We start from the raw sequence: 21110 nt of genomic DNA on the forward strand, positions 1-21110 counted from the left end.
TCCGGTTTTTTTTACCCTTCTTTACACATCTTTTATTTTCTTGTGCTACTGTAGCAAAATTATAACAATCGTTAACTATTTCGTAAAAAACGACAACAATTACCGACAAAATCTATCTGCGCTATTTTCCTGATAATTTTTTCCACGCCTGTGAGTTATTTGTACATTACCAACGCATTTGTACATTTATTTACCGCAGCGCAAAATGTGAAATATCGTCGGCGAATGCCTTAACATCAATCAGGTAAGAGTCTGGAATTTCACACTGTACCCTTTATACTGCCCTATCACTTTGCGAAGTTTTAACAGGTCATAAACACTAATGCGTCAGAAAGAGACAACGGCCACGACCCGCTTTTCACTCCTACCGGGGAGCATTACCCGCTTCTTTTTACTGTTGATCATTGTGTTACTGGTGACGATGGGTGTAATGGTGCAAAGCGCCGTTAACGCCTGGCTGAAAGATAAAAGCTACCAGATTGTTGATATTACCCATGCCATACAAAAGCGCGTCGATACCTGGCGTTATGTGACCTGGCAGATCTACGACAACATTGCCGCAACGGCCTCTACCTCCTCCAGCGAAGGTTTGCAGGAGACGCGCCTGAAACAGGATGTTTATTATCTGGAAAAACCGCGCCGCAAAACGGAAGCCCTGATCTTTGGTTCTCACGACAACTCAACGCTTGAAATGACCCAAAGGATGTCCACTTATCTGGACACATTGTGGGGCGCAGAGAATGTTCCCTGGTCAATGTACTATCTGAACGGCCAGGATAACAGCCTGGTTTTGATCTCTACCCTACCGCTCAAAGATCTCACCTCGGGATTTAAAGAGTCGACCGTCAGTGACATTGTTGATTCTCGTCGAGCAGAGATGTTGCAACAGGCCAACGCCCTGGATGAACGCGAAAGTTTTTCTAACCTGCGCCGCCTGGCATGGCAGAACGGTCATTATTTTACCCTGCGCACCACCTTTAACCAGCCGGGACATCTGGCGACGGTAGTAGCTTTTGATCTGCCTATTAATGATTTGATCCCGCCGGGGATGCCGCTGGATAGCTTCCGTCTGGAGCCAGACGCGGCAGCAGCGGGAACCAATAATAATGAAAAAGAAGCGACGGATAGCGTCAGTATCCACTTTAATAGTTCGAAGATTGAAATATCTTCGGCGCTCAACTCCACGGATATGCGTCTGGTTTGGCAGGTTCCTTATGGCACATTGCTGCTGGATACGTTGCAAAACATTCTCCTGCCGCTGCTGCTGAACATCGGTTTGCTGGCGCTGGCGCTGTTTGGCTATACAACCTTCCGCCATTTCTCTGGCCGCACCACTGAAAGCATACCCAGCACGGCAGTGAACAATGAACTGCGCATTTTGCGGGCTATCAATGAAGAGATCGTGTCACTGCTGCCGCTCGGCCTGCTGGTTCACGATCAGGAATCGAATCGAACAGTCATAAGCAACAAAATTGCCGATCACCTGCTGCCGCATTTGAATCTGCAAAACATCACCACGATGGCAGAACAGCACCAGGGCATCATTCAGGCGACGATTAACAACGAACTGTATGAGATCCGTATGTTTCGCAGCCAGGTCGCGCCGCGTACACAAATCTTCATCATTCGCGATCAAGATCGCGAAGTACTGGTGAACAAGAAACTCAAGCAGGCGCAGCGTCTGTACGAGAAGAATCAGCAAGGCCGGATGGCCTTTATGAAAAATATTGGCGACGCACTAAAAGAACCTGCACACACCCTGGCGGAAAGCGCAGCCAAACTCAACACACCTGAAAGCAAACAACTGGCGAATCAAGCTGATGTGCTGGTGCACCTGGTCGACGAAATCCAGTTAGCGAATATGCTTGCCGACGATAGCTGGAAAAGCGAGAGCGAGCTTTTCTCCGTGCAGGATTTAATTGATGAAGTCGTGCCTTCCGTGTTGCCAGCCATCAAGCGTAAAGGTCTGCAGTTACTGATTAACAATCATCTAAAAGCTCACGATATGCGCTGCGGAGATCGCGAGGCCCTACGCCGTATTTTGCTGTTACTGATGCAATATGCTGTCACCTCAACGCAAATGGGGAAAATTACCCTTGAGGTTGATCAGGACGAATCTTCTGAAGAACGTCTGACTTTCCGCATTCTTGACACCGGAGATGGCATAAGCATTCATGAAATGGATAATTTACACTTCCCGTTTATCAACCAGACCCAAAGAGATCGCTACGGCAAGGCGGACCCGTTGGCATTCTGGTTGAGCGACCAGTTGGCGCGCAAGCTAGGCGGTCATTTAAACATCAAAACGCGCGACGAGCTTGGTACACGTTACTCCGTGCATATCAAAATGCCCACTGCGGAACCGGAAGTCGAAGAGGAAGAAGAGCGTTTACTGGATGATGTTAGCGTGATGATGGACATAACTTCCGCAGAAATTCGGAATATTGTCACTCGCCAGTTAGAAAATTGGGGGGCAACCTGCATCACACCGGATGAAAGATTAATTAGTCAAGATTATGATATCTTTTTAACGGATAATCCGTCTAATCTTACTGCCTCTGGCTTGCTTTTAAGCGATGATGAGTCTGGCGTACGGGAAATTGGGCCTGGTCAATTGTGCGTCAACTTCAATATGAGCAACGCTATGCAGGAAGCGGTCTTACAATTAATCGAAGTGCAACTGGCGCAGGAAGAGGTGACAGAATCGCCTCTGGGCGGAGATGAAAATGCACAACTCCATGCCAGCGGCTATTATGCGCTCTTTGTAGACACAGTACCGGATGATGTTAAGAGGCTATATACTGAGGCAGCAACCAGTGACTTTGCTGCGTTAGCCCAAACGGCTCATCGTCTGAAAGGCGTGTTTGCCATGCTTAATCTGGTACCCGGCAAGCAGTTATGTGAAACGCTGGAACATCTTATTCGCGAGAAGGATGTCCCAGGAATAGAAAAATACATCAGCGACATTGACAGCTATGTCAAGAGCTTGCTGTAGCAAGGTAGCCTATTACATGAACAATATGAACGTAATTATTGCTGATGACCATCCGATAGTCTTGTTCGGTATTCGCAAATCACTTGAGCAAATCGAGTGGGTGAATGTTGTCGGCGAATTTGAGGACTCTACAGCACTGATCAATAACCTGCCGAAGCTGGATGCGCATGTTTTGATTACCGATCTCTCCATGCCTGGCGATAAATACGGCGATGGCATTACCTTAATCAAGTACATCAAGCGCCACTTCCCAAGTCTGTCGATTATTGTTCTGACCATGAACAACAACCCGGCTATTCTTAGCGCGGTACTGGACCTGGATATCGAAGGGATCGTTCTGAAACAAGGTGCGCCGACCGACCTGCCGAAAGCGCTGGCAGCGCTACAAAAAGGTAAGAAATTTACTCCGGAAAGCGTTTCTCGGCTGTTAGAGAAAATCAGCGCTGGCGGTTACGGTGACAAGCGCCTCTCACCAAAAGAGAGTGAAGTTCTGCGCCTGTTTGCAGAAGGCTTCCTGGTTACCGAGATTGCTAAAAAGCTGAACCGGAGTATTAAAACCATCAGTAGCCAGAAAAAATCCGCAATGATGAAGCTGGGTGTCGAGAACGATATCGCTCTGTTGAATTATCTCTCTTCTGTGACGTTAAGTCCGGCGGATAAAGAGTAATTTCCCGCAGTCCAGATAAGCTCCGATTGCCGGATGCAGCGTAAACGCCTTATCCGGCCTACAAATTCTAATATTTCAATATATTACAACTTTGTAGGCCAGATAAGACGCGCCAGCGTCGCATCTGGCATTTGCACCGAACGCACCTACGATTCCCGCGCTTTCCTGACCCTTTCGGCATAAATCGTCAACGTCTGTTTTATGACATCCAACGTCACTGGCTTAGACAGACAGCTATCCATACCGGACTCCAGACACCGCTGTTTCTCTTCAGCCAACGCATTGGCCGTTACCCCTATTACCGGCAGCGTCAGTCCCAGCTGGCGGATACGTTGCGTTAACCGGTAACCATCCATATTCGGCATGTTGACATCACTTAACACAATATCAATGTGATTCTTACTAAGAACATTAAGCGCATCAACACCATCATTCGCCGTCTTACACTGATAGCCTAAAGATCCAAGCTGATCGGCCAACAGGCGACGGTTAATCGGATGATCGTCCACGACCAGAATCATCATATCGTCGTTATTGCTGACCACTTTGTCGGTCAACGGCAGAGAGTTAGCAGGATCGTCACTCTCCATCTCTATCAGATAGATGCGCGCCAGCAATGCCGGTAACTCGTGCGGGGCTGCCACACTATGTACCCATTCACCAGGGGCTTTCTCCAGAGGGATGCCGATATGGCGACGACAGAAAGTCACAACCGCCCTGCCCTGCCATTTTTTACTCACCACATCATCGGTGATCAACACATCTTCGGAAGTCGGTTCCTGCCCTTCATATGTTGCAACAACTATACCGCTACGTTGCAAACTGGTTTCAAGGAACTGACAGAGCGACGCATTGCGTACCGCCAGCCAGCAACGTTTACCCGTTAATCCTTCGACACCTTTTTTCTGCGGATACTGCGCGCCATACAGTGGAATACGCACCGCAAACTGGCTACCCATTCCCGGTTCAGAATCCACCGAGATGTCACCGTCCATCATGCTGATCAGTTTTTCACAAATCGCCAGTCCCAGACCAGTCCCCTGGAAGTTACGCTGTACGCCCGTCCCTACCTGAAAGAACGGATCAAATAACCGCACCACCTCTTTCGCCGGAATACCCACTCCGGTATCGCGTACGCGAATAGAAAGATAATCGCCATCAACGCGAACATGCAGAACAATGCAGCCGGTATCAGTAAATTTAATAGCATTACTTAAAAGGTTGGAGATCACCTGCTGTAAGCGCATTGGGTCGCCATTGAGCGCCATCGGTACATCTGGCTCAATAAAACAGTACAAACCAAGTTGCTTGCGTACCACCAGCGGCAAATAGTTGGCGGTGATGTGGTTCATGACTTCGCGCGGTGAAAACTCGCGTGGTTCGATTTTCAACTGTTCCGATTCAATCTTCGAGAAATCGAGAATGTCGCTAATAATTTTCAATAACAGGCTGGAAGAGTTATTCATTGCCGTCACCAGACGGTCAACACCTTTTGGTAACTCTTTGGTTTGTAATAGATCCAGGTTACCAATAATGCCATACAGCGGCGTTCGCAGTTCGTGGCTGACGGTAGCAAGGAACATCGATTTTGACTGGCTCGCCTGTTCTGCTGCCTGCGCCATTTCCTGCAGCGACTCTTCCATCTTCACACGTGAAGACACATCTACCAGTACGCAAATTGCCACGTTTTCATTACGATAGCGCGAATGAACAAAGCTGATCTGTAGATTGGTATTGTTACTGGTAAGGACATCGACAAAATTGACCTGCTGGCCACAAATAATTTGCGTCAGCCGTTGACGATCCTCATGCGTAAGCATGTTGAGATAGGTGTGCGCCAGTTCGTTACTCAAAATATTGACGCCATCGACAGTTCGCAAAATGCAGATGCCCACAGGCGCAGAGGCGACTATCTTGCGGTTAAACTGCTCATGCTCTTCCAGTCGCTGGGCGTCACTTTCCGCCGGAATAAAAATACGTCGCTCATACATCCGTGCGAGAGTAAACAATGCAGCACCCGCAATCACGTTCAGCAAAATCGCGTTAAGTATCAACATGCGAATACGTTCCAGCACCTGATCAACAGGCACTGAATAGACAATACTTAGCGAAGACGGCGGTAAATTTTTCTTCAGCACCAGCTCACGGAAACCTGGCGTATAGCCAAACCAGGATCGCTCCTGCATCCAACGTGGTTCAGCTTTGATCTTACTTTCCGGTCCGGTCAGCGAAATCAGGGTATGGCCATTTTCATCAAGAATGGTGACGCCCATTGGCAACGTACCCGGCAGGAAGAAGTTCTCCATCCGAATTGTCTGTTCTACGCCTAAAAGCGCTTGCAAACGGTTTGCCAGATAAACTGGTGTCAGCGCGTAGAAATACCCCACCCCAGGACGCGGCCCTTCACTGATCCAGAAAAGGTTACTGCCACTGTCATCCTGTGGCGCATTACGATATTTGTTAATGCGTTCATGCAGGGCTTTCAGAGCGGTGTCGCGTTCGACGGGCATATCACGCAGGCCAAAGTTAGCCATACAGAGATTATCGCTGCCGATTAAAAACACGCGGTTGAGATCGTAAGCCGCAGAGAAGTTATCGCGCCAGTAGCGCATAAACCACGCCAGTGACTCCAGGGAGCCTCGCCATGTGTTGCTCATTGCGGAACAATCGGAATCAGCAAACAGCGGTTCGAAAACCGGCACATCCGCTTGCGTTTCACGCCCACGCGGAGAAAGCACGCCGTTTTCCACGGATAAGCGATTTTCAGCAATGTACTTCAGCTCTTTCATGACATCAGAGGTGCGCTGAATAAACCGCTGAGCCTGATCGGAGCTCAGATTAAATTCCTGACGAATCTCAGATTCTCGTTGATGTAAAGCGTTGACGATGTAAAACACTGATGAAAAAGCAATCAACAGCCAGATCAATAACGCCAGCGCTCTGAACATGTAGCGCGAGACTTTCAGGGTTGTGCGAAAAGAAGCAAGGTATTTCAAAGGGGCGAAGCTCCGCCTCAGGTGAACGATGGAGTGTGGTTAAGGTAGCGGTAAAAGCGTGCCACCGCAATGTTCTCTCTTCTCTGGAATATGATACACCGCCGAGAAATCATTACCTTAACCCCTGATAATCGTCGTTTGCCTGAAAAACAACCCGGATACCCAGCATGCACTCTCTGAAGTGGTTGTACCCACGTCGTCTGCGCAACCAGCTCATTATGATGGCAATCCTGATGGTCATCATTCCGACGCTATCTATTGGTTATATCGTAGAAACTGAGGGTCGGTCAGCGGTCTTATCTGAAAAAGAGAAAAAATTAGCGGCGGTTGTGCAGTTGCTGAACGCCGCACTGGAAGAACGCTTTGCGCTTTACCAACATCTGCCTCGTGAGGCACGCATCCGGGCGCTGAATCATGAGTTGGCTCCTATTACCGAACGTATTACCCAAGCTTTTCCCGGTGTCGGGGCTGGCTATTACCACAAAGAACTGGACGCAATTATCACTTATGCCCCATCGGCACTCTATCAAAGCAATGTAGGTATTAGTATCACCCCGGATCATCCCGGCAATATCGTCATGCAAACCAACACGCCACAACTCTTTTCCGGCAGGCAAGTCCGCGGCGATATTATGAATTCCATGATCCCAATAGAACGCCAGGGCATCGTGCTTGGTTATATCTGGGCGAATGAATTAACGGAGGATATTCGTCGTCAGGCATGGAAAATGGACGTGCGGATAATCATTGTCCTTTCTGCCGGTCTGCTGATTAGCCTGCTGTTGATTGTGCTTTTTTCTCGCCGTTTAAGCGCCAACATCGATATCATCACTGCGGGTCTGTCGACGCTGGCGCAGAATAATCCGACGCAATTGCCACCGCTACCTGGCGAACTAGGGCAAATCAGCCGTTGTGTGAATAACCTTGCCGACGCGCTTCGTGAATCGAAAACACTCAATGACCTGATTATTGAAAATGCCGCCGATGCAGTGATTGCCATTGACCGACAAGGCGATGTGATCACCATGAATCCTGCAGCGGAAGCCATCACCGGATACAAACGTCAGGAACTGGTAGGCCAGCCTTACGCCACCCTCTTTGCCAACACCCATTTTTATAGTCCGGTTCTTGATACGCTGGCGCATGGTATCGAACATATGGCGCTGGAAATCAGCTATCCCGGACGCGACCGAACCATTGAAATCAGCGCCACCACCAGCCGAATCCATGACGGACATGGTGAAATGATTGGCGCTTTAGTGATTTTCTCCGATCTGACGGCACGTAAAGAAAGCCAACGGCGACTGGCGCAGACAGAAAGACTCGCCACCCTTGGGGAACTGATGGCAGGCGTAGCCCATGAAGTACGCAATCCTCTCACCGCCATCAGGGGTTACGTGCAAATCATTCGCCAGCAGACACCTCAGCCAGAACATCAGGAATATCTGTCAATTGTACAGAATGAGATTGATTCCATTAATAAAGTTATTCAGCAGCTTTTGGATTTTTCCCGCCCACGTAAAAGCCAGTGGCAACAAGTGTATCTCAATGCCTTGATCGAAGAGACGCTGATTCTTGCCCAAACCTCCGGCGTACAGGCACGGCTCGACTTTATTACAGAACTTGACCCGTCACTCACAGCGATCGTGGCTGATCGGGAACTACTCAAGCAGGTAATCCTGAATATGTTGATCAATGCCGTGCAAGCTATCACCGCGCGCGGGGAAATCCGCATTCGCACATGGATGTATACGGCTAACCAGCAGGCGATCACGATTGAAGACAACGGCTGCGGCATCGAGCTGTCTCTACAGAGAAAAATCTTTGATCCCTTCTTTACCACTAAAGCGTCCGGCACAGGACTTGGCCTTGCCTTAAGCCAACGAATTATTAATGCGCACCAAGGCGATATTCGCGTCGCCAGCCTGCCCGGCTGCGGTGCCACATTCACCCTTATCTTACCGATTGATCCGCAGGAAAATTTGCCCTTATGAATGCTGTTTACCGAATCCTGATTGTTGACGACGAAGAGAATGTGCGTCGCATGCTATCCACCGCTTTTTCTTTGCAGGGGTATGACACTCATTGCGCCTGTAACGGCAATGAAGCATTGCCACTGTTCACCCGTGTGCAACCGGACGTGGTGCTGATGGATATCCGTATGCCGGAAATGGATGGTATCAGTGCGTTAAAAGCGATGCGTGGTCATAATCCACGCACGCCCATTGTCCTGATGACCGCATATGCCGAAGTCGAAACGGCAGTAGAAGCCTTACGCAGTGGTGCGTTTGATTACGTCATCAAACCGTTTGATCTGGATGAGCTGAACCTGGTCGTGCAGCGCGCATTGCAGTTGCAGTCAATGAAAAAAGAGATTCGCCAGCTACATCAAGCGCTAAGTGCCAGTTGGCAGTGGGGCCATATATTAACCAGTAGCCCGGTCATGAAGGCGATCTGCAAAGACACGGCAAAAATTGCCCTCTCGCAGGCCAGCGTGTTAGTCAGTGGCGAAAGCGGTACTGGTAAGGAGCTGATTGCCCGGGCGATCCATTACAACTCCCGCCGCGCCAATGGGCCATTTATTAAAATTAACTGTGCCGCGCTACCAGAATCCCTGCTGGAAAGCGAACTTTTTGGTCATGAAAAAGGCGCATTTACCGGTGCACTGACCCTGCGCCAGGGACTGTTTGAGCGTGCCGACAGCGGCACATTATTCCTTGATGAAATTGGTGAAATGCCGTTGGTATTGCAGGCTAAATTGTTGCGCATTTTGCAGGAGAGGGAATTTGAACGCATAGGCGGCCATCAAACCATCAAAGTCGATATTCGCATCATTGCCGCTACCAATCGCAACCTGGACGCGATGGTAAAAGAAGGTACTTTCCGTGAAGATCTCTTTTATCGACTCAATGTGATTCATTTAATGTTGCCGCCACTTCGCGAGAGACGAGAAGACATTTCCCTCTTAGCCAATCATTTTTTGCAAAAATTCAGTAGCGAAAACCAACGCGATATTATCGAAATCGACCCCAGCGCAATGTCATTGCTTACCGCCTGGTCGTGGCCTGGCAATATCCGTGAGCTTTCTAACGTCATTGAGCGCGCGGTGGTAATGAACTCGGGACCGGTAATTTTTGCAGAAGATCTACCACCACAATTTCGCCAGCCTGTCTGTATGAATCACGATGTGAAAAGCACGCCACCGGGCGAGCGCAATCTCAAAGAAGAAATTAAGCGCGAAGAGAAACGGATCATTATTGAAGTGCTGGAGCAACAGGAAGGAAACCGTACTCGCACCGCGCTGATGCTCGGTATCAGTCGCCGTGCGTTAATGTACAAACTGCAAGAATACGGCATTGATCCAGCCGGTGCGTAAGACAAAAACTGCTATGCAGAAATTTGCACAGTGCGCAAAATCCTGCATAGCAGTGCAATATCCCCTCACCACCACCCTCCTTTTTATTTCAATATTTTCAATCTATTAGAAATTATTTCGCATAATTTCATTCTGGCACTCCCCTTGCTATGCCTTCTGTGTACCCACAACGGTGTATTCAAGAGGGATAAAAAATGAAAACAAAATTGATGAGCATAGAGGACGCCGCCAGCTTCTTTCGTGATGGCATGACCATTATGGTTGGCGGTTTTATGGGAATTGGCACGCCTCCCCGCCTCGTTGAGGCATTACTGGAATCCGGTGTCAGGGATCTGACCTTAATCGCCAATGACACGGCATTTATTGATACTGGTACTGGCCCGCTGATTGTCAACGGTCGGGTCAGCAAAGTCATCGCTTCACATATTGGCACTAACCCGGAAACCGGACGGCGCATGATTTCTGGCGAAATGGAGGTCGTTCTCGTACCGCAAGGTACATTGATTGAGCAAATTCGCTGTGGCGGTGCCGGACTTGGTGGTTTTCTCACCCCAACCGGTGTCGGCACCGTCGTCGAAGAAGGCAAACAAACGCTCACCCTCGATGGCAAAACCTGGTTGCTTGAACGTCCATTGCGGGCAGACCTGGCGTTGATCCGCGCCCACCGTTGCGACGCACTCGGAAACCTCACCTACCAACTCAGCGCCCGCAACTTTAACCCCCTGATTGCTCTCGCAGCAGACATCACGCTGGTGGAACCCGACGAACTGGTCGACACCGGCGAATTGCACCCCGACCACATCGTCACCCCCGGCGCTGTTATCGACCACATCATCATTCCACAGGAGAGCAAATAATGGACGCGAAACAACGTATTGCGCGCCGCGTGGCGCAGGAACTTTGTGATGGTGACATCGTTAACTTAGGGATCGGTTTACCCACAATGGTCGCCAATTATTTACCGGAGGGTATTCATATCACTCTGCAATCGGAAAACGGCTTCCTCGGTTTAGGCCCGGTCACGACAGCGCATCCCGATCTGGTGAACGCTGGCGGGCAACCGTGCGGTGTTTTACCCGGCGCGGCGATGTTCGATAGCGCGATGTCATTTGCGCTGATTCGTGGTGGTCATATTGATGCCTGTGTACTCGGTGGCTTACAGGTCGATGAACAAGGCAATCTCGCCAACTGGGTCGTGCCAGGAAAAATGGTGCCTGGTATGGGTGGTGCGATGGATCTGGTGACCGGGTCGCGCAAAGTGATCATTGCCATGGAACATTGCGCCAAAGATGGTTCAGCAAAAATTTTACGTCAATGCACCATGCCGCTAACCGCGCTTCACGCAGTTCATATGCTGGTGACAGAACTGGCGGTGTTCCGCTTTATCGATGGCAAGATGTGGCTCACTGAAATTGCCGAAGGTTGTGATTTAGAAACTGTGCGTGCCAAAACTGAAGCGCAGTTCGCCGTCGCTGATGATCTTTTGCTCCCACAGGGGGCGCTATGATCGGTCGCATCTCGCGTTTTATGACGCGCTTTGTCAGTCGCTGGCTTCCCGATCCCCTGATCTTCGCCATGCTACTGACATTAATCACCTTTGCCGTAGCTCTCTGGTTAACGCCACAAACCCCTTTCAGCATGGTGAAACTATGGGGTGACGGCTTCTGGAATCTGCTGGCATTCGGGATGCAGATGGCGCTCATCATCGTGACCGGGCATGCACTCGCCAGTTCTGGTCCGGTGAAAAGTTTGTTACGTACTGCGGCGTCAGCAGCCAAAACGCCTACCCAAGGGGTCATGTTAGTCACCTTTTTTGGTTCCGTCGCCTGTGTAATCAACTGGGGATTCGGTCTGGTGGTTGGCGCAATGTTTGCTCGCGAAGTTGCACGTCGGGTACCAGGCTCCGACTATCCGTTGTTGATCGCTTGCGCCTATATCGGCTTTCTCACCTGGGGCGGTGGTTTTTCCGGCTCAATGCCGCTACTGGCAGCAACACCGGGGAATCCCGTTGAGCACGTCGCAGGGTTAATTCCGGTCAGCGATACCCTGTTTACTGGCTACAACATCTTTATCACCCTGGCCCTGATTGTGGTGATGCCGTTTATCACCCGCATGATGACGCCTAAGCCTTCCGACGTGGTGAGTATCGATCCGAAGCTGTTGTTGGAAGAAGCGGATTTCCAGAAGAAGCTCCCTGCAGACGCCCCACCTTCAGAGAAACTGGAAGAAAGTCGCATCCTGGCGTTGATTATTGGTGCTCTGGGCATTGCTTATCTGGTGCTGTACTTCTCCGAGAAGGGATTCAACATCACCATCAACACCGTCAACCTGATGTTTATGATTGCCGGTCTGTTGTTGCATAAAACGCCGATGGCCTATATGCGGGCGGTAAGTGCGGCTGCGCGCAGTACCGCCGGGATTCTGGTGCAATTCCCCTTCTATGCCGGGATCCAGTTAATGATGGAACACTCCGGCCTCGGTGGCCTGATCACCGAATTTTTCATCAATGTCGCCAACAAAGATACCTTCCCGCTGATGACCTTTTTTAGCTCTGCGCTAATTAACTTCGCCGTGCCTTCTGGCGGTGGACACTGGGTTATTCAGGGGCCATTCGTCCTTCCTGCCGCGCAGGCGCTAGGGGCCGATCTGGGTAAATCAGTAATGGCGATAGCTTACGGTGAACAGTGGATGAACATGGCACAACCGTTCTGGGCGCTACCTGCACTGGCAATAGCCGGACTCGGTGTCCGCGACATCATGGGCTATTGCATCACTGCCCTGCTCTTCTCCGGCGTCATTTTCGTTATTGGTTTAACGCTGTTCTGACGGCAACTTTATAAAAGGAAGAAAAATGAAAAATTGTGTCATCGTCAGTGCGGTACGTACTGCCATCGGTAGCTTTAACGGTTCACTCGCCTCCACCAGCGCCATCGACCTGGGGGCAACGGTGATCCAGGCCGCTATAGAACGCGCAAAAATCGATTCACAACACGTTGATGAAGTGATTATGGGTAACGTGTTGCAAGCCGGGCTGGGGCAAAATCCGGCACGTCAGGCGCTGCTAAAAAGCGGACTAGCTGAAACGGTGTGCGGATTCACGGTCAACAAAGTGTGCGGTTCAGGTCTGAAAAGCGTGGCGCTTGCTGCACAGGCGATTCAGGCAGGTCAGGCACAGAGCATTGTGGCGGGGGGTATGGAAAATATGAGTTTAGCGCCCTACTTACTCGATGCAAAAGCACGCTCTGGTTATCGTCTTGGAGATGGACAGGTTTATGACGTAATCCTGCGCGATGGCCTGATGTGCGCCACCCATGGTTATCATATGGGAATTACCGCCGAAAACGTGGCTAAAGAGTACGGAATTACCCGTGAAATGCAGGATGAACTGGCGCTACATTCACAGCGTAAAGCTGCAGCCGCAATTGAGTCCGGTGCTTTTACAGCCGAAATCGTCCCGGTAAATATTGTCACCCGGAAGAAAACCTTCGTCTTCAGTCAAGACGAATTCCCGAAAGTGGATTCTACGGCTGAAGCGTTAGGCGCATTGCGCCCGGCCTTCGATAAAGTAGGAACAGTCACCGCCGGGAACGCGTCTGGTATTAACGACGGTGCTGCCGCTCTGGTGATTATGGAAGAATCTGCGGCGCTGGCAGCAGGCCTTACCCCCCTGGCTCGCATTAAAAGTTATGCCAGCGGTGGCGTGCCCCCCGCATTGATGGGTATGGGTCCAGTACCTGCCACGCAAAAAGCGTTACAACTGGCGGGGCTGCAACTGGCGGATATTGATCTCATTGAGGCTAATGAAGCATTTGCTGCACAGTTCCTTGCCGTTGGGAAAACCCTGGGCTTTGATTCTGAGAAAGTGAATGTCAACGGCGGGGCCATCGCGCTCGGGCATCCTATCGGTGCCAGTGGTGCTCGTATTCTGGTCACACTATTACATGCCATGCAGGCACGCGATAAAACGCTGGGGCTGGCAACACTGTGCATTGGTGGCGGCCAGGGAATTGCGATGGTGATTGAACGGTTGAATTAACGAACAAAAACGTCCGATAGCGAAAGTTATCGGGCGTTTTCTTGAACAACGACAGCGAAGGTAACCCCATTAATCACCAGTCAAAACTTTTCACCAGCGTCAGCTCGCCAGCATTACGCATCGGTACAATAAATGTTTCCTGTTTCTCATTGACCGATCCTTCATCGGTGATCAGCGTCAGTTGGGCGGTGGTTAATTCCGTTTCGCTGCGCCCGCCGTAGTAGTTGATATACACCTGATAGCGCCCGTGAATCGGCGCTGGCATGGCGAAAATCTCTGGTCCGTACCCCGTCGTGACGTCCATATCCAGTGCGCCACTGTTTTTCAGCACCGTGTTACCGTACCAGGCATGTTCACCGTCAGGCGTAACAACATGAAGATCGAGGTCGGTATTGTCCGTATCCCACGAGAGAACCAGCCGTAAACGCGCGCGAATCGCTCCGGCCCCCGGCGTAGAGTAAAACTGCATTTTTTGTCTGCTTTGCCCATCGGGGCTGATGACCTGCACACTGTTACTGCCTTCCGTAAAAATATAAGGGCGCGCAAAAGAACCATCGGATTCAATTCTCTGCGGCATACTGGCCCCGTTGACCACCAGTCGCCCCTGCTGGACTTTGCCCGCCGCAGCATAATTTTTTATTTTGCCGCGGATTTGCGCTGAGATATTTTGATCATCTGCCATGTTGACGGATGACGCGGGGTAATTGATCGACTGTGAAAAACTGGCATCTTCGCCATCTGCCGGATGCCAGCCAGAGAGCGGCGCATCAATCTCGACTTCCTGCACACCTTCGCTGTGGGCAACCGGTGAAAGCGCCACCAGTAACAACGGAAGAAAAATCTTTCGCATAGCATTAGTCCATTAATAATTGTCGGGTCAGCGTTTCGATATAGTTCTCATCAAGCCCGGTGGGATAACCATCAAAGGCCAGGTGCAGATACTCATGGGTTAAATCCAGCCGATCCTGAAGCGTAAAGAAGTTACGAATAAACAACCGTTTCTGCTGCCGATCGGTATAGGGGAAACCTGAGACTAAACGACAGACCGCAAACACGTCTGGTTCGTTGTACCCCGTCTCGCCTTGTAATATACGCCGCCACTGCGGCATTTTTTTCGCCAGCCAGGCTTTCGCTTTGGGTAATAACTGGCAGGTTGAACGTGGCGCTCCCCAGCGGCTAAGGCTGTTGTCGGGATAAGCAAACGCAAGTATCTGGTCGTAACGCTCTCCCTGCCCCGCCTGGGCCGTGGCTTGCCGCCAGGAAAGCGTCCCTTCGGTAGCGCGACTGCCGTGATAATGAACTGGATCGCCCGCATAGATGAGATCCTGCGTCCAGGCGGTCATCGTCCGCGCGCCCGTGGTGGCTGGCGAAGCAGAAACACGCTGGGTGGCGCTGCTGTCGGGAATGATCAGGCAATCGCCTTCCCGATTGGCGTTTTGCTGTAAAAAAGTGCGAATCGCCACGGTCATGGCTTTCGCTGCTTCAGGAGGCGTGCTTTTCGCCTCGCGATCCAGGACTCTGGCAACATACTCTTCACGATCGAGATGCGATTGTAATTTCAGTTTGCCCTGCTCCGTCAGTAACGTCGTCTCACCGTGGCTAACAAACGTGATGTGGTTACCATTGGCGAACGTCACACGATAGCGCCCATTAAGTACGCCGGGTTTTACTGCCGTCGTACTCTTTTCCGCTGTGATTTTCTTCAGCGGATAGCGCGCAAACAGCTCCACCTCGACACATTGCCCACTGGCAACTTGCGTCGGCACTGGCAAAACCCGATTAAGCACCGTCGCATAACGGGTCAGTACCGTTTTGCTGGTGCCACTGCCAGTAACCCACAGCGGTGTACCATCGGTTAACCAACCAGCAAAACCACCCTGACGGATTTCCTGTTTATCATCGGCAAACCAGCTCCAGGTTTTCACCCGAACTCGACTACCGAGCATGGATGCGACACCGATTTTCGCCTCGTCCAGCACCACATCCAGTAAGACTTCCTGAGCTTTGTTTTGCGCAGGTAACGTCGCTAATGAATCAAGCAGCGATTTAACCGTTACCGAGGTTTCTGGCTTCAACGTAGTAAGAGACGCTAACCACGCAGGTGCCTGACGCTGTTGCCAGTATTGCCCCCACACATCTGCGCCAATATGCAACCGCTGCGGCGCAAAATAGAGCCCACAGGAACGTACCAGCGCGGTATCGCGCGTTATGCTCTCCCCAGCCTGACAACAATAAACCTCTTCCGGGGAGTTTCCGCGACACTGGTAGGGCTGCTCCGGTTGATGGGTATCCTCCAGCCAGGCGTAAACATACAGTTTCCACAAACTCCCTAACGGCGTGGTGAGCGAGTCAGGTAATGTCGAGGCTTTGGTCACGCCTGATGACGACAGCTGATACAGTTGATCGTGCTGCGCACCACGCAGTGCCAGTTGTAACGGCGTCTCCTCCGCAAGCGTTGGCAGAGTAACCAACGCCAATAGCCAGACGATTCTGCGCCAGTTCACTTATTTCACCTGCATCCCGGTCCATTCGCTCCCTGCCGCAACACTTTGCTGTGCAGGTGCATAGGAACGCACATAGCGAGCAGGTGGTAGAACGAATTGCCCTTTTTGCGAGAAGCGCAGTAGATGGCGGAAAGTGACCGTTCCCGTCAGCTCTTTCACCGGCACCATATAGGCCAGTTCGCCCATTTCATTACGCGCTTTTTCCAGCAATTGCCCCTGCTGTTTCGCGGCGTTAGGTTTATTGACCGAAATGCCCCACGTTGTCCGTTCAACGTCGGCTCCCGGCGGGAGCGGTACTTCCACCTGACCGTAGCGCAGAACTGCATCCTGCTCGCTGGTAAGCGTAATTTCATCGAGATACAGCGCATCGCTGTCAATCTCATTGCTGGTCACCGGCTGCAGAGTAAAGCTCATCTCTTCTTCACCGGGGATAAGCCGATACAACTGGCGTTCAACGGTCACCGGAATGTTACTTTGTTGAGCCGTTTTTGCCGGTTCACGCCAGCGGACCTGCACATTTTGCGGCGATAATTCGTCACCAAAAGAGAGAATTTCAGGCACTCCCTGACCAACCCAACGCCAGTATTCGCCCCCTCCGGTTAATTTATGTTTGGCCCATGCGCCCGCAGGCGCAGGTAACACAACCGGAGGCATCGTCGCCATATATTTCGCCAGCCAATTCATGGCCAGTGCGCGTTCAATAGTGGATTGCTCAGCGGTCAAACCACTTAAAATAGCGGCCGCCTGGGTGGTGTCGCCACCGCTATTGAGCAGCACAACCGTGTGCGCCAGCGGCTGATTGCTGTTTGCCGCTTTATCCCACGCATATTGCTGAACCTGTGGCATCACAGTGGACTTCAACTGCGCTTTTTTCAGTAACGTCATGGTTAAGACGTTTGCCACCGCATCTGCCAGTGGAGATTCCGGTGTATCGAGGATCATGCTGTCATTGATATCGCTGGTGTCTTCCTCAGAGAAATCTTCAGTTTTAGTTCCGCGCCGGGCGATAGCTTCATCCAACCCTTTTAGCAATGTTTTGCACGGCAGATTCATCTCCTGCGCCCACGCCAGTACCAACGCCCGATGCAATAACGGCATGTTGTCCGCCTGCTCCGCGTAACTGTCGAGCATATGCTGCCAGTATTCCGGTTGTTGCGTTACCCCGAGCACCTGGCTGGCCTGCCAGTCGGCGTACCATGCCCATGCCGTGAGGAATGCGTCGCCATTGTCATCTTCACCCCACCAGGTAAAGCGCGCACCAGGCCCCGCCAGTTGCATCAGCCGTAGACGGTTATCCTGAATCATCTGACGAATGTCGTTAGCGGCGGCACTCTGATGATCGGCAAGCGAACGCCAGGCGAGGCTTAGCGGGATCAAACGGCTACCGGTGTTGATCACTCCCCCCCATGGTTCATCAACTAACGCGTCAAGGTTATTGCGGAAAATCTCCTGCGGCGTTTCGCTACTTAGTAGTCGGATGTTGCTCGCCTGCTCTGGCAACATCAGCGCGTTATCGCCACCGCCGAGCATGACGTTTTTCTGTTGCTCAACAGGCCATGTGTTATCCACAAAAGACAGCTTTGTGCTAATGCTGTCCTGAACTTGCCCATTTTGTTGCAGTTCTGCGCTTAACAAGCCAGATTGCTGAATGTTCTGCGTCAGCGAAATATAATTCGCCCCTTTGTGCAGCGTCAGCGTCTGGCGCGTCTCGTCGCTTGCGAATTTACTCACCAGCTCTACCGGTTCGTTATCCTGCTGACTGAAGATAAACAGCCCTGCCGCTGGTTTGTCGCCCATGCGATACACCGTTGGCATACTCCACTTCATGTAGAGATTTTTTTCCGAACGCAGATAAGCACGCCCCTGCCCGACCAGTCCTTCGCCGTTCATCCCTCGAGCGGTAATGCGCCAGCGCGTTAACGAATCCGGCATCAGGAACGTAAAGTACGCTTTGCCTTGTTTATCCGTTGTTAGCGACGGCATCCATGCCGCGGTATCCACCTCTTCACGCCGCGGACGTTCCAGCATTTTTACTCGCCGCTCGCTGCGGTTAGTCGCGCCTGGCGCAACAGGCTCGCTGGAGAGCGCCTGGTCATAGCTGATAAATGACAGGCTGGAACTGGTGCGCACATTGTTTCGCCCCAGGGGATAGAAAAATTTGCCGATATTCGGCGCGATTTCCGGTTGTAGCGCGTAGATCATTTCATCGACCACACCAACCGTTAGCTGCGCAGAAACCGGTTTACCTTTCAGCAACGAGGTTAATTCGACGTTGACCAGTTCGCCCGGCTGGTAGTGGGTTTTATCCGTTTTCACCCGAATATCTAACTGGGGAACGGCGACTTTGATCCCAGCGTTCTGAAAACTGTACTGCCCGTTACGGGTGTACAGCACCGAAAAAGTGATGTTGGGCGCAAAGGTACTGCTCACTGGAACGCGGGCTTCATACTGGGTATCGTTTAAGCGTTGTAGCGTTAGCCAGTTTGCCGGGTGCGAAAGCAGCGACTGCTGTTCCACGCGATCGCGTTCCAGCGTCAGCAAGGCTTCATCAATTGGTTCTGGAAAGGTAATCAACATCTTCGCAGTTTCACCAGGCTGGTACAGCGTTTTATCTGCCACAATATCTACCGTACCCGCATGCGCCGTGGTGCCCTTACCACTGACCGCATGGCTTAACCCTGCGAGAATTAAGCCGTCTTTATCGCGTAACGTCAGATTGTAGTTACCGGGTTTATCGAAATTAACGGTGAAGGATTTGCCACCTGACGGTAGATCTCCGCTGTGGCTCGTGCGGTCTTCCAGACGCAACCACTCATACGTAACAGGAACCTGTTTTGAAGATTCCAGCGCGGCATAACGGAAAACAACCGATTCACCGCTATTGCTGTATTGTGCAGCGGTGCTTAAAGAGTAATGCGCCAGGCCACGCTCAATGAGGATTTCTTTGGTGGTGGTAACACGATACGCCGCACCATCGCTGGCGGAGACGGTCAGTAAATAGCGGCTCGGTTTATCTGCTGCGGGAAGATTTAACTCCACATGACCGCTGGCGTCTGAAACTGTTTCACTGCCTTCCAGCGACACCGGGAAACGCCCGGCATAGCGCAAATCGTTACCGACCATCGAAAGTTGTTGGGCGCGCAAACTTAACTGCACGCGGGCATTTTTTACCGGCTCGCCATCCGGGTAGAGCAGTTGCAGTTTGCCGCTGACCGCTTCGCCAGTTTTGAAATCTTTTTTGTCGAGAGCTAAACCAATCTCGAAATGTGGCTTGATATAGTTGGCTACGCGAAAACTACTGCTATAGACCTGATTGCGGTAAGCAAGACGTAACTCATAACCTCCGGCAACGGCATTCTCTGGCAGGCGGAAACTCCCCTGCCCGCCATTACGCGCATCAAGTGTGACATCGACGGTTTGCAACAGGCTGCCGTTGGCGTCCAGCACCGAGAGTTTCGCCGGGGCGCTGACGATGGGGGATGAATGCAGCGGATCGTGGAACTCGCGGCCCATCACTTTGACATCAACACGGTCGCCAGCACGGTATAGAGGGCGATCGGTAAAGATATACAAGCGGGTGTTGTAGATTTCGCTTTCGTAGAAGAAGTTCTCGGATACAAAAACGCCGCCTTCAGCATCTTTACCCAGAATGTATGAACGTTCAGGCGATATATGTTGTAACTGTAAGGTGCCGCTGTCATCGGTGATGCCTCGGGTCATCACGCCAAGACCGTCAGTCCACAGAATTTCTGATCCCGGCTTCGCTTCCCCCAGCTTTTTGCCTGCGGTCCACACCAGAAGTTCGTTACCCGACACTTTACTCAACGCCACGGTATTGGAGACAAACACCACCGTCGTTGCCCGATAACCGCCGACCATCGCTTCGACAAGATACAGCCCCGGCTCTTGTTTGCCGAGGGGGATATAGATGTTGCCCGACTGCGGCGAGATGAAGTTACTGGATTCACCTTCCAGTCTTACGCCTTGCTGCGGCTCAACCGGTTTAGCCTGCCATAATGGGTAACGGAACTGTTCCACCAGTGGATATTTTTTCAGCGGTGAAAACTGGCTGTTTTGTACATAACCGGAAGGTTTGATAATGGCATTGCCAAGCTGTAATTCGGGTAACGCCTGAGTCACATTCTGCCGAGACTGAGAAGAGAAAGTACGTTGCATTACGCGGCGAGATTTGCCGTACCAGTTATCCCACAGCCAGGTCAGCGTATTGTTCAGACCGTCGCCCAGATACTGCGGTTGTACTACAATGCGGTGCAGGTTTTTCTGCTGACGCAGAAATGCCATCGGATCAGGGATACGATACAGGCGAACATCCACACCGCCGTACTCTTCCATCTGATAACGTTGATAATCGCGCCCCGGCGCTTCCAGCCGCACTTTCGCTTCTTCGTTGCTGCTAAAACTGCTGTCAGCGAGCAAAAAGAACGTTCCCCCGGCTGGCGGCGCATAGTTGCTGGAAGGAAGCAAATCGTCAGCATTAGCAAGCCCCGTCCCCACAAGAGACAGGCTCAGGTAGGC

12 protein-coding genes are annotated in these 21110 nt (G+C 51.4%); 8 read left to right on the plus strand and 4 right to left on the minus strand.

Annotated elements, in window-relative coordinates:
• The first annotated feature begins 322 nt into the window (after positions 1-322).
• Together rcsD and rcsB are read left to right on the plus strand one after the other, a co-directional pair.
• A complete protein-coding gene (gene rcsD / locus D9742_RS10640; protein WP_130236882.1) occupies positions 323-2995 on the plus strand; it encodes a phosphotransferase RcsD in 2673 nt (890 codons plus the stop codon).
• Positions 2996-3011: 16 nt separating this feature from the next.
• A complete protein-coding gene (gene rcsB, locus D9742_RS10645; protein WP_042290573.1) occupies positions 3012-3662 on the plus strand; it encodes a response regulator transcription factor RcsB in 651 nt (216 codons plus the stop codon).
• Positions 3663-3808: 146 nt separating this feature from the next.
• On the opposite strand, the gene rcsC is transcribed toward rcsB, so the two are convergent.
• Positions 3809-6658 (minus strand): two-component system sensor histidine kinase RcsC, encoded by a 2850-nt coding sequence (gene rcsC / locus D9742_RS10650; RefSeq protein WP_130236883.1) that lies wholly within the window; start codon positions 6656-6658, stop codon positions 3809-3811.
• Between the two features lie 167 nt (positions 6659-6825).
• On the opposite strand from rcsC, the gene atoS reads away from it, so the two are divergent.
• The 6 genes from atoS to atoB all read left to right on the plus strand — a co-directional run bounded on the left by atoS (position 6826) and on the right by atoB (position 14070).
• Complete coding sequence (gene atoS / locus D9742_RS10655) at positions 6826-8652, plus strand: two-component system sensor histidine kinase AtoS (protein WP_130236884.1); 1827 nt, start codon at positions 6826-6828, stop codon at positions 8650-8652.
• Positions 8649-10034 carry an acetoacetate metabolism transcriptional regulator AtoC gene (gene atoC, locus D9742_RS10660; protein WP_130236885.1) on the plus strand — a complete coding sequence of 462 codons (1386 nt, stop codon included), beginning with the start codon at positions 8649-8651 and terminating at the stop codon, positions 10032-10034. Before atoS ends, atoC begins: the two co-directional genes overlap by 4 nt.
• Positions 10035-10228: 194 nt before the next feature.
• Positions 10229-10891, plus strand: coding sequence for an acetate CoA-transferase subunit alpha (atoD, locus tag D9742_RS10665; protein ID WP_130236886.1), 663 nt, complete (start codon positions 10229-10231; stop codon positions 10889-10891).
• Complete coding sequence (locus D9742_RS10670; protein ID WP_130217054.1) at positions 10891-11541, plus strand: 3-oxoacid CoA-transferase subunit B; 651 nt, start codon at positions 10891-10893, stop codon at positions 11539-11541. Before atoD ends, D9742_RS10670 begins: the two co-directional genes overlap by 1 nt.
• On the plus strand, positions 11538-12860 hold the full coding sequence (locus tag D9742_RS10675; protein WP_130236887.1) for a TIGR00366 family protein: 1323 nt from the start codon (positions 11538-11540) through the stop codon (positions 12858-12860). The genes D9742_RS10670 and D9742_RS10675 overlap by 4 nt, the downstream gene beginning before the upstream one ends.
• Before the next feature lie 25 nt (positions 12861-12885).
• Complete coding sequence (atoB, locus tag D9742_RS10680; protein ID WP_130236888.1) at positions 12886-14070, plus strand: acetyl-CoA acetyltransferase; 1185 nt, start codon at positions 12886-12888, stop codon at positions 14068-14070.
• A gap of 73 nt (positions 14071-14143) precedes the next feature.
• Here atoB and D9742_RS10685 read toward each other — a convergent pair whose 3' ends face one another.
• The 3 genes from D9742_RS10685 to D9742_RS10695 are packed head-to-tail and all read right to left on the minus strand — an operon-like array spanning position 14144 to position 21089.
• A complete protein-coding gene (locus D9742_RS10685; RefSeq protein ID WP_130236889.1) occupies positions 14144-14920 on the minus strand; it encodes a YfaP family protein in 777 nt (258 codons plus the stop codon).
• 4 nt (positions 14921-14924) lie between these two features.
• Positions 14925-16574, minus strand: a complete 1650-nt coding sequence (locus D9742_RS10690; protein ID WP_130236890.1) for a YfaQ family protein — start codon at positions 16572-16574, stop codon at positions 14925-14927.
• Positions 16575-21089 carry an alpha-2-macroglobulin gene (locus tag D9742_RS10695; protein ID WP_205712873.1) on the minus strand — a complete coding sequence of 1505 codons (4515 nt, stop codon included), beginning with the start codon at positions 21087-21089 and terminating at the stop codon, positions 16575-16577.
• Positions 21090-21110 lie beyond the last annotated feature (21 nt).

It is taken from the genome of Escherichia sp. E1V33 (assembly GCF_004211955.1).
Classification (GTDB): Bacteria; Pseudomonadota; Gammaproteobacteria; order Enterobacterales; family Enterobacteriaceae; genus Escherichia.

Excerpts from the sequence above, each read along its gene's own strand:
- rcsD (WP_130236882.1), top strand. The coding sequence starts at position 323 with ATGCGTCAGAAAGAGACAACGGCCACGACCCGCTTTTCACTCCTACCG.
- rcsB (WP_042290573.1), top strand. The coding sequence starts at position 3,012 with ATGAACAATATGAACGTAATTATTGCTGATGACCATCCGATAGTCTTG.
- atoS (WP_130236884.1), top strand. The coding sequence starts at position 6,826 with ATGCACTCTCTGAAGTGGTTGTACCCACGTCGTCTGCGCAACCAGCTC.
- atoC (WP_130236885.1), top strand. The coding sequence starts at position 8,649 with ATGAATGCTGTTTACCGAATCCTGATTGTTGACGACGAAGAGAATGTG.
- atoD (WP_130236886.1), top strand. The coding sequence starts at position 10,229 with ATGAAAACAAAATTGATGAGCATAGAGGACGCCGCCAGCTTCTTTCGT.
- D9742_RS10670 (WP_130217054.1), top strand. The coding sequence starts at position 10,891 with ATGGACGCGAAACAACGTATTGCGCGCCGCGTGGCGCAGGAACTTTGT.
- D9742_RS10675 (WP_130236887.1), top strand. The coding sequence starts at position 11,538 with ATGATCGGTCGCATCTCGCGTTTTATGACGCGCTTTGTCAGTCGCTGG.
- atoB (WP_130236888.1), top strand. The coding sequence starts at position 12,886 with ATGAAAAATTGTGTCATCGTCAGTGCGGTACGTACTGCCATCGGTAGC.
- D9742_RS10685 (WP_130236889.1), bottom strand. The coding sequence starts at position 14,920 with ATGCGAAAGATTTTTCTTCCGTTGTTACTGGTGGCGCTTTCACCGGTT.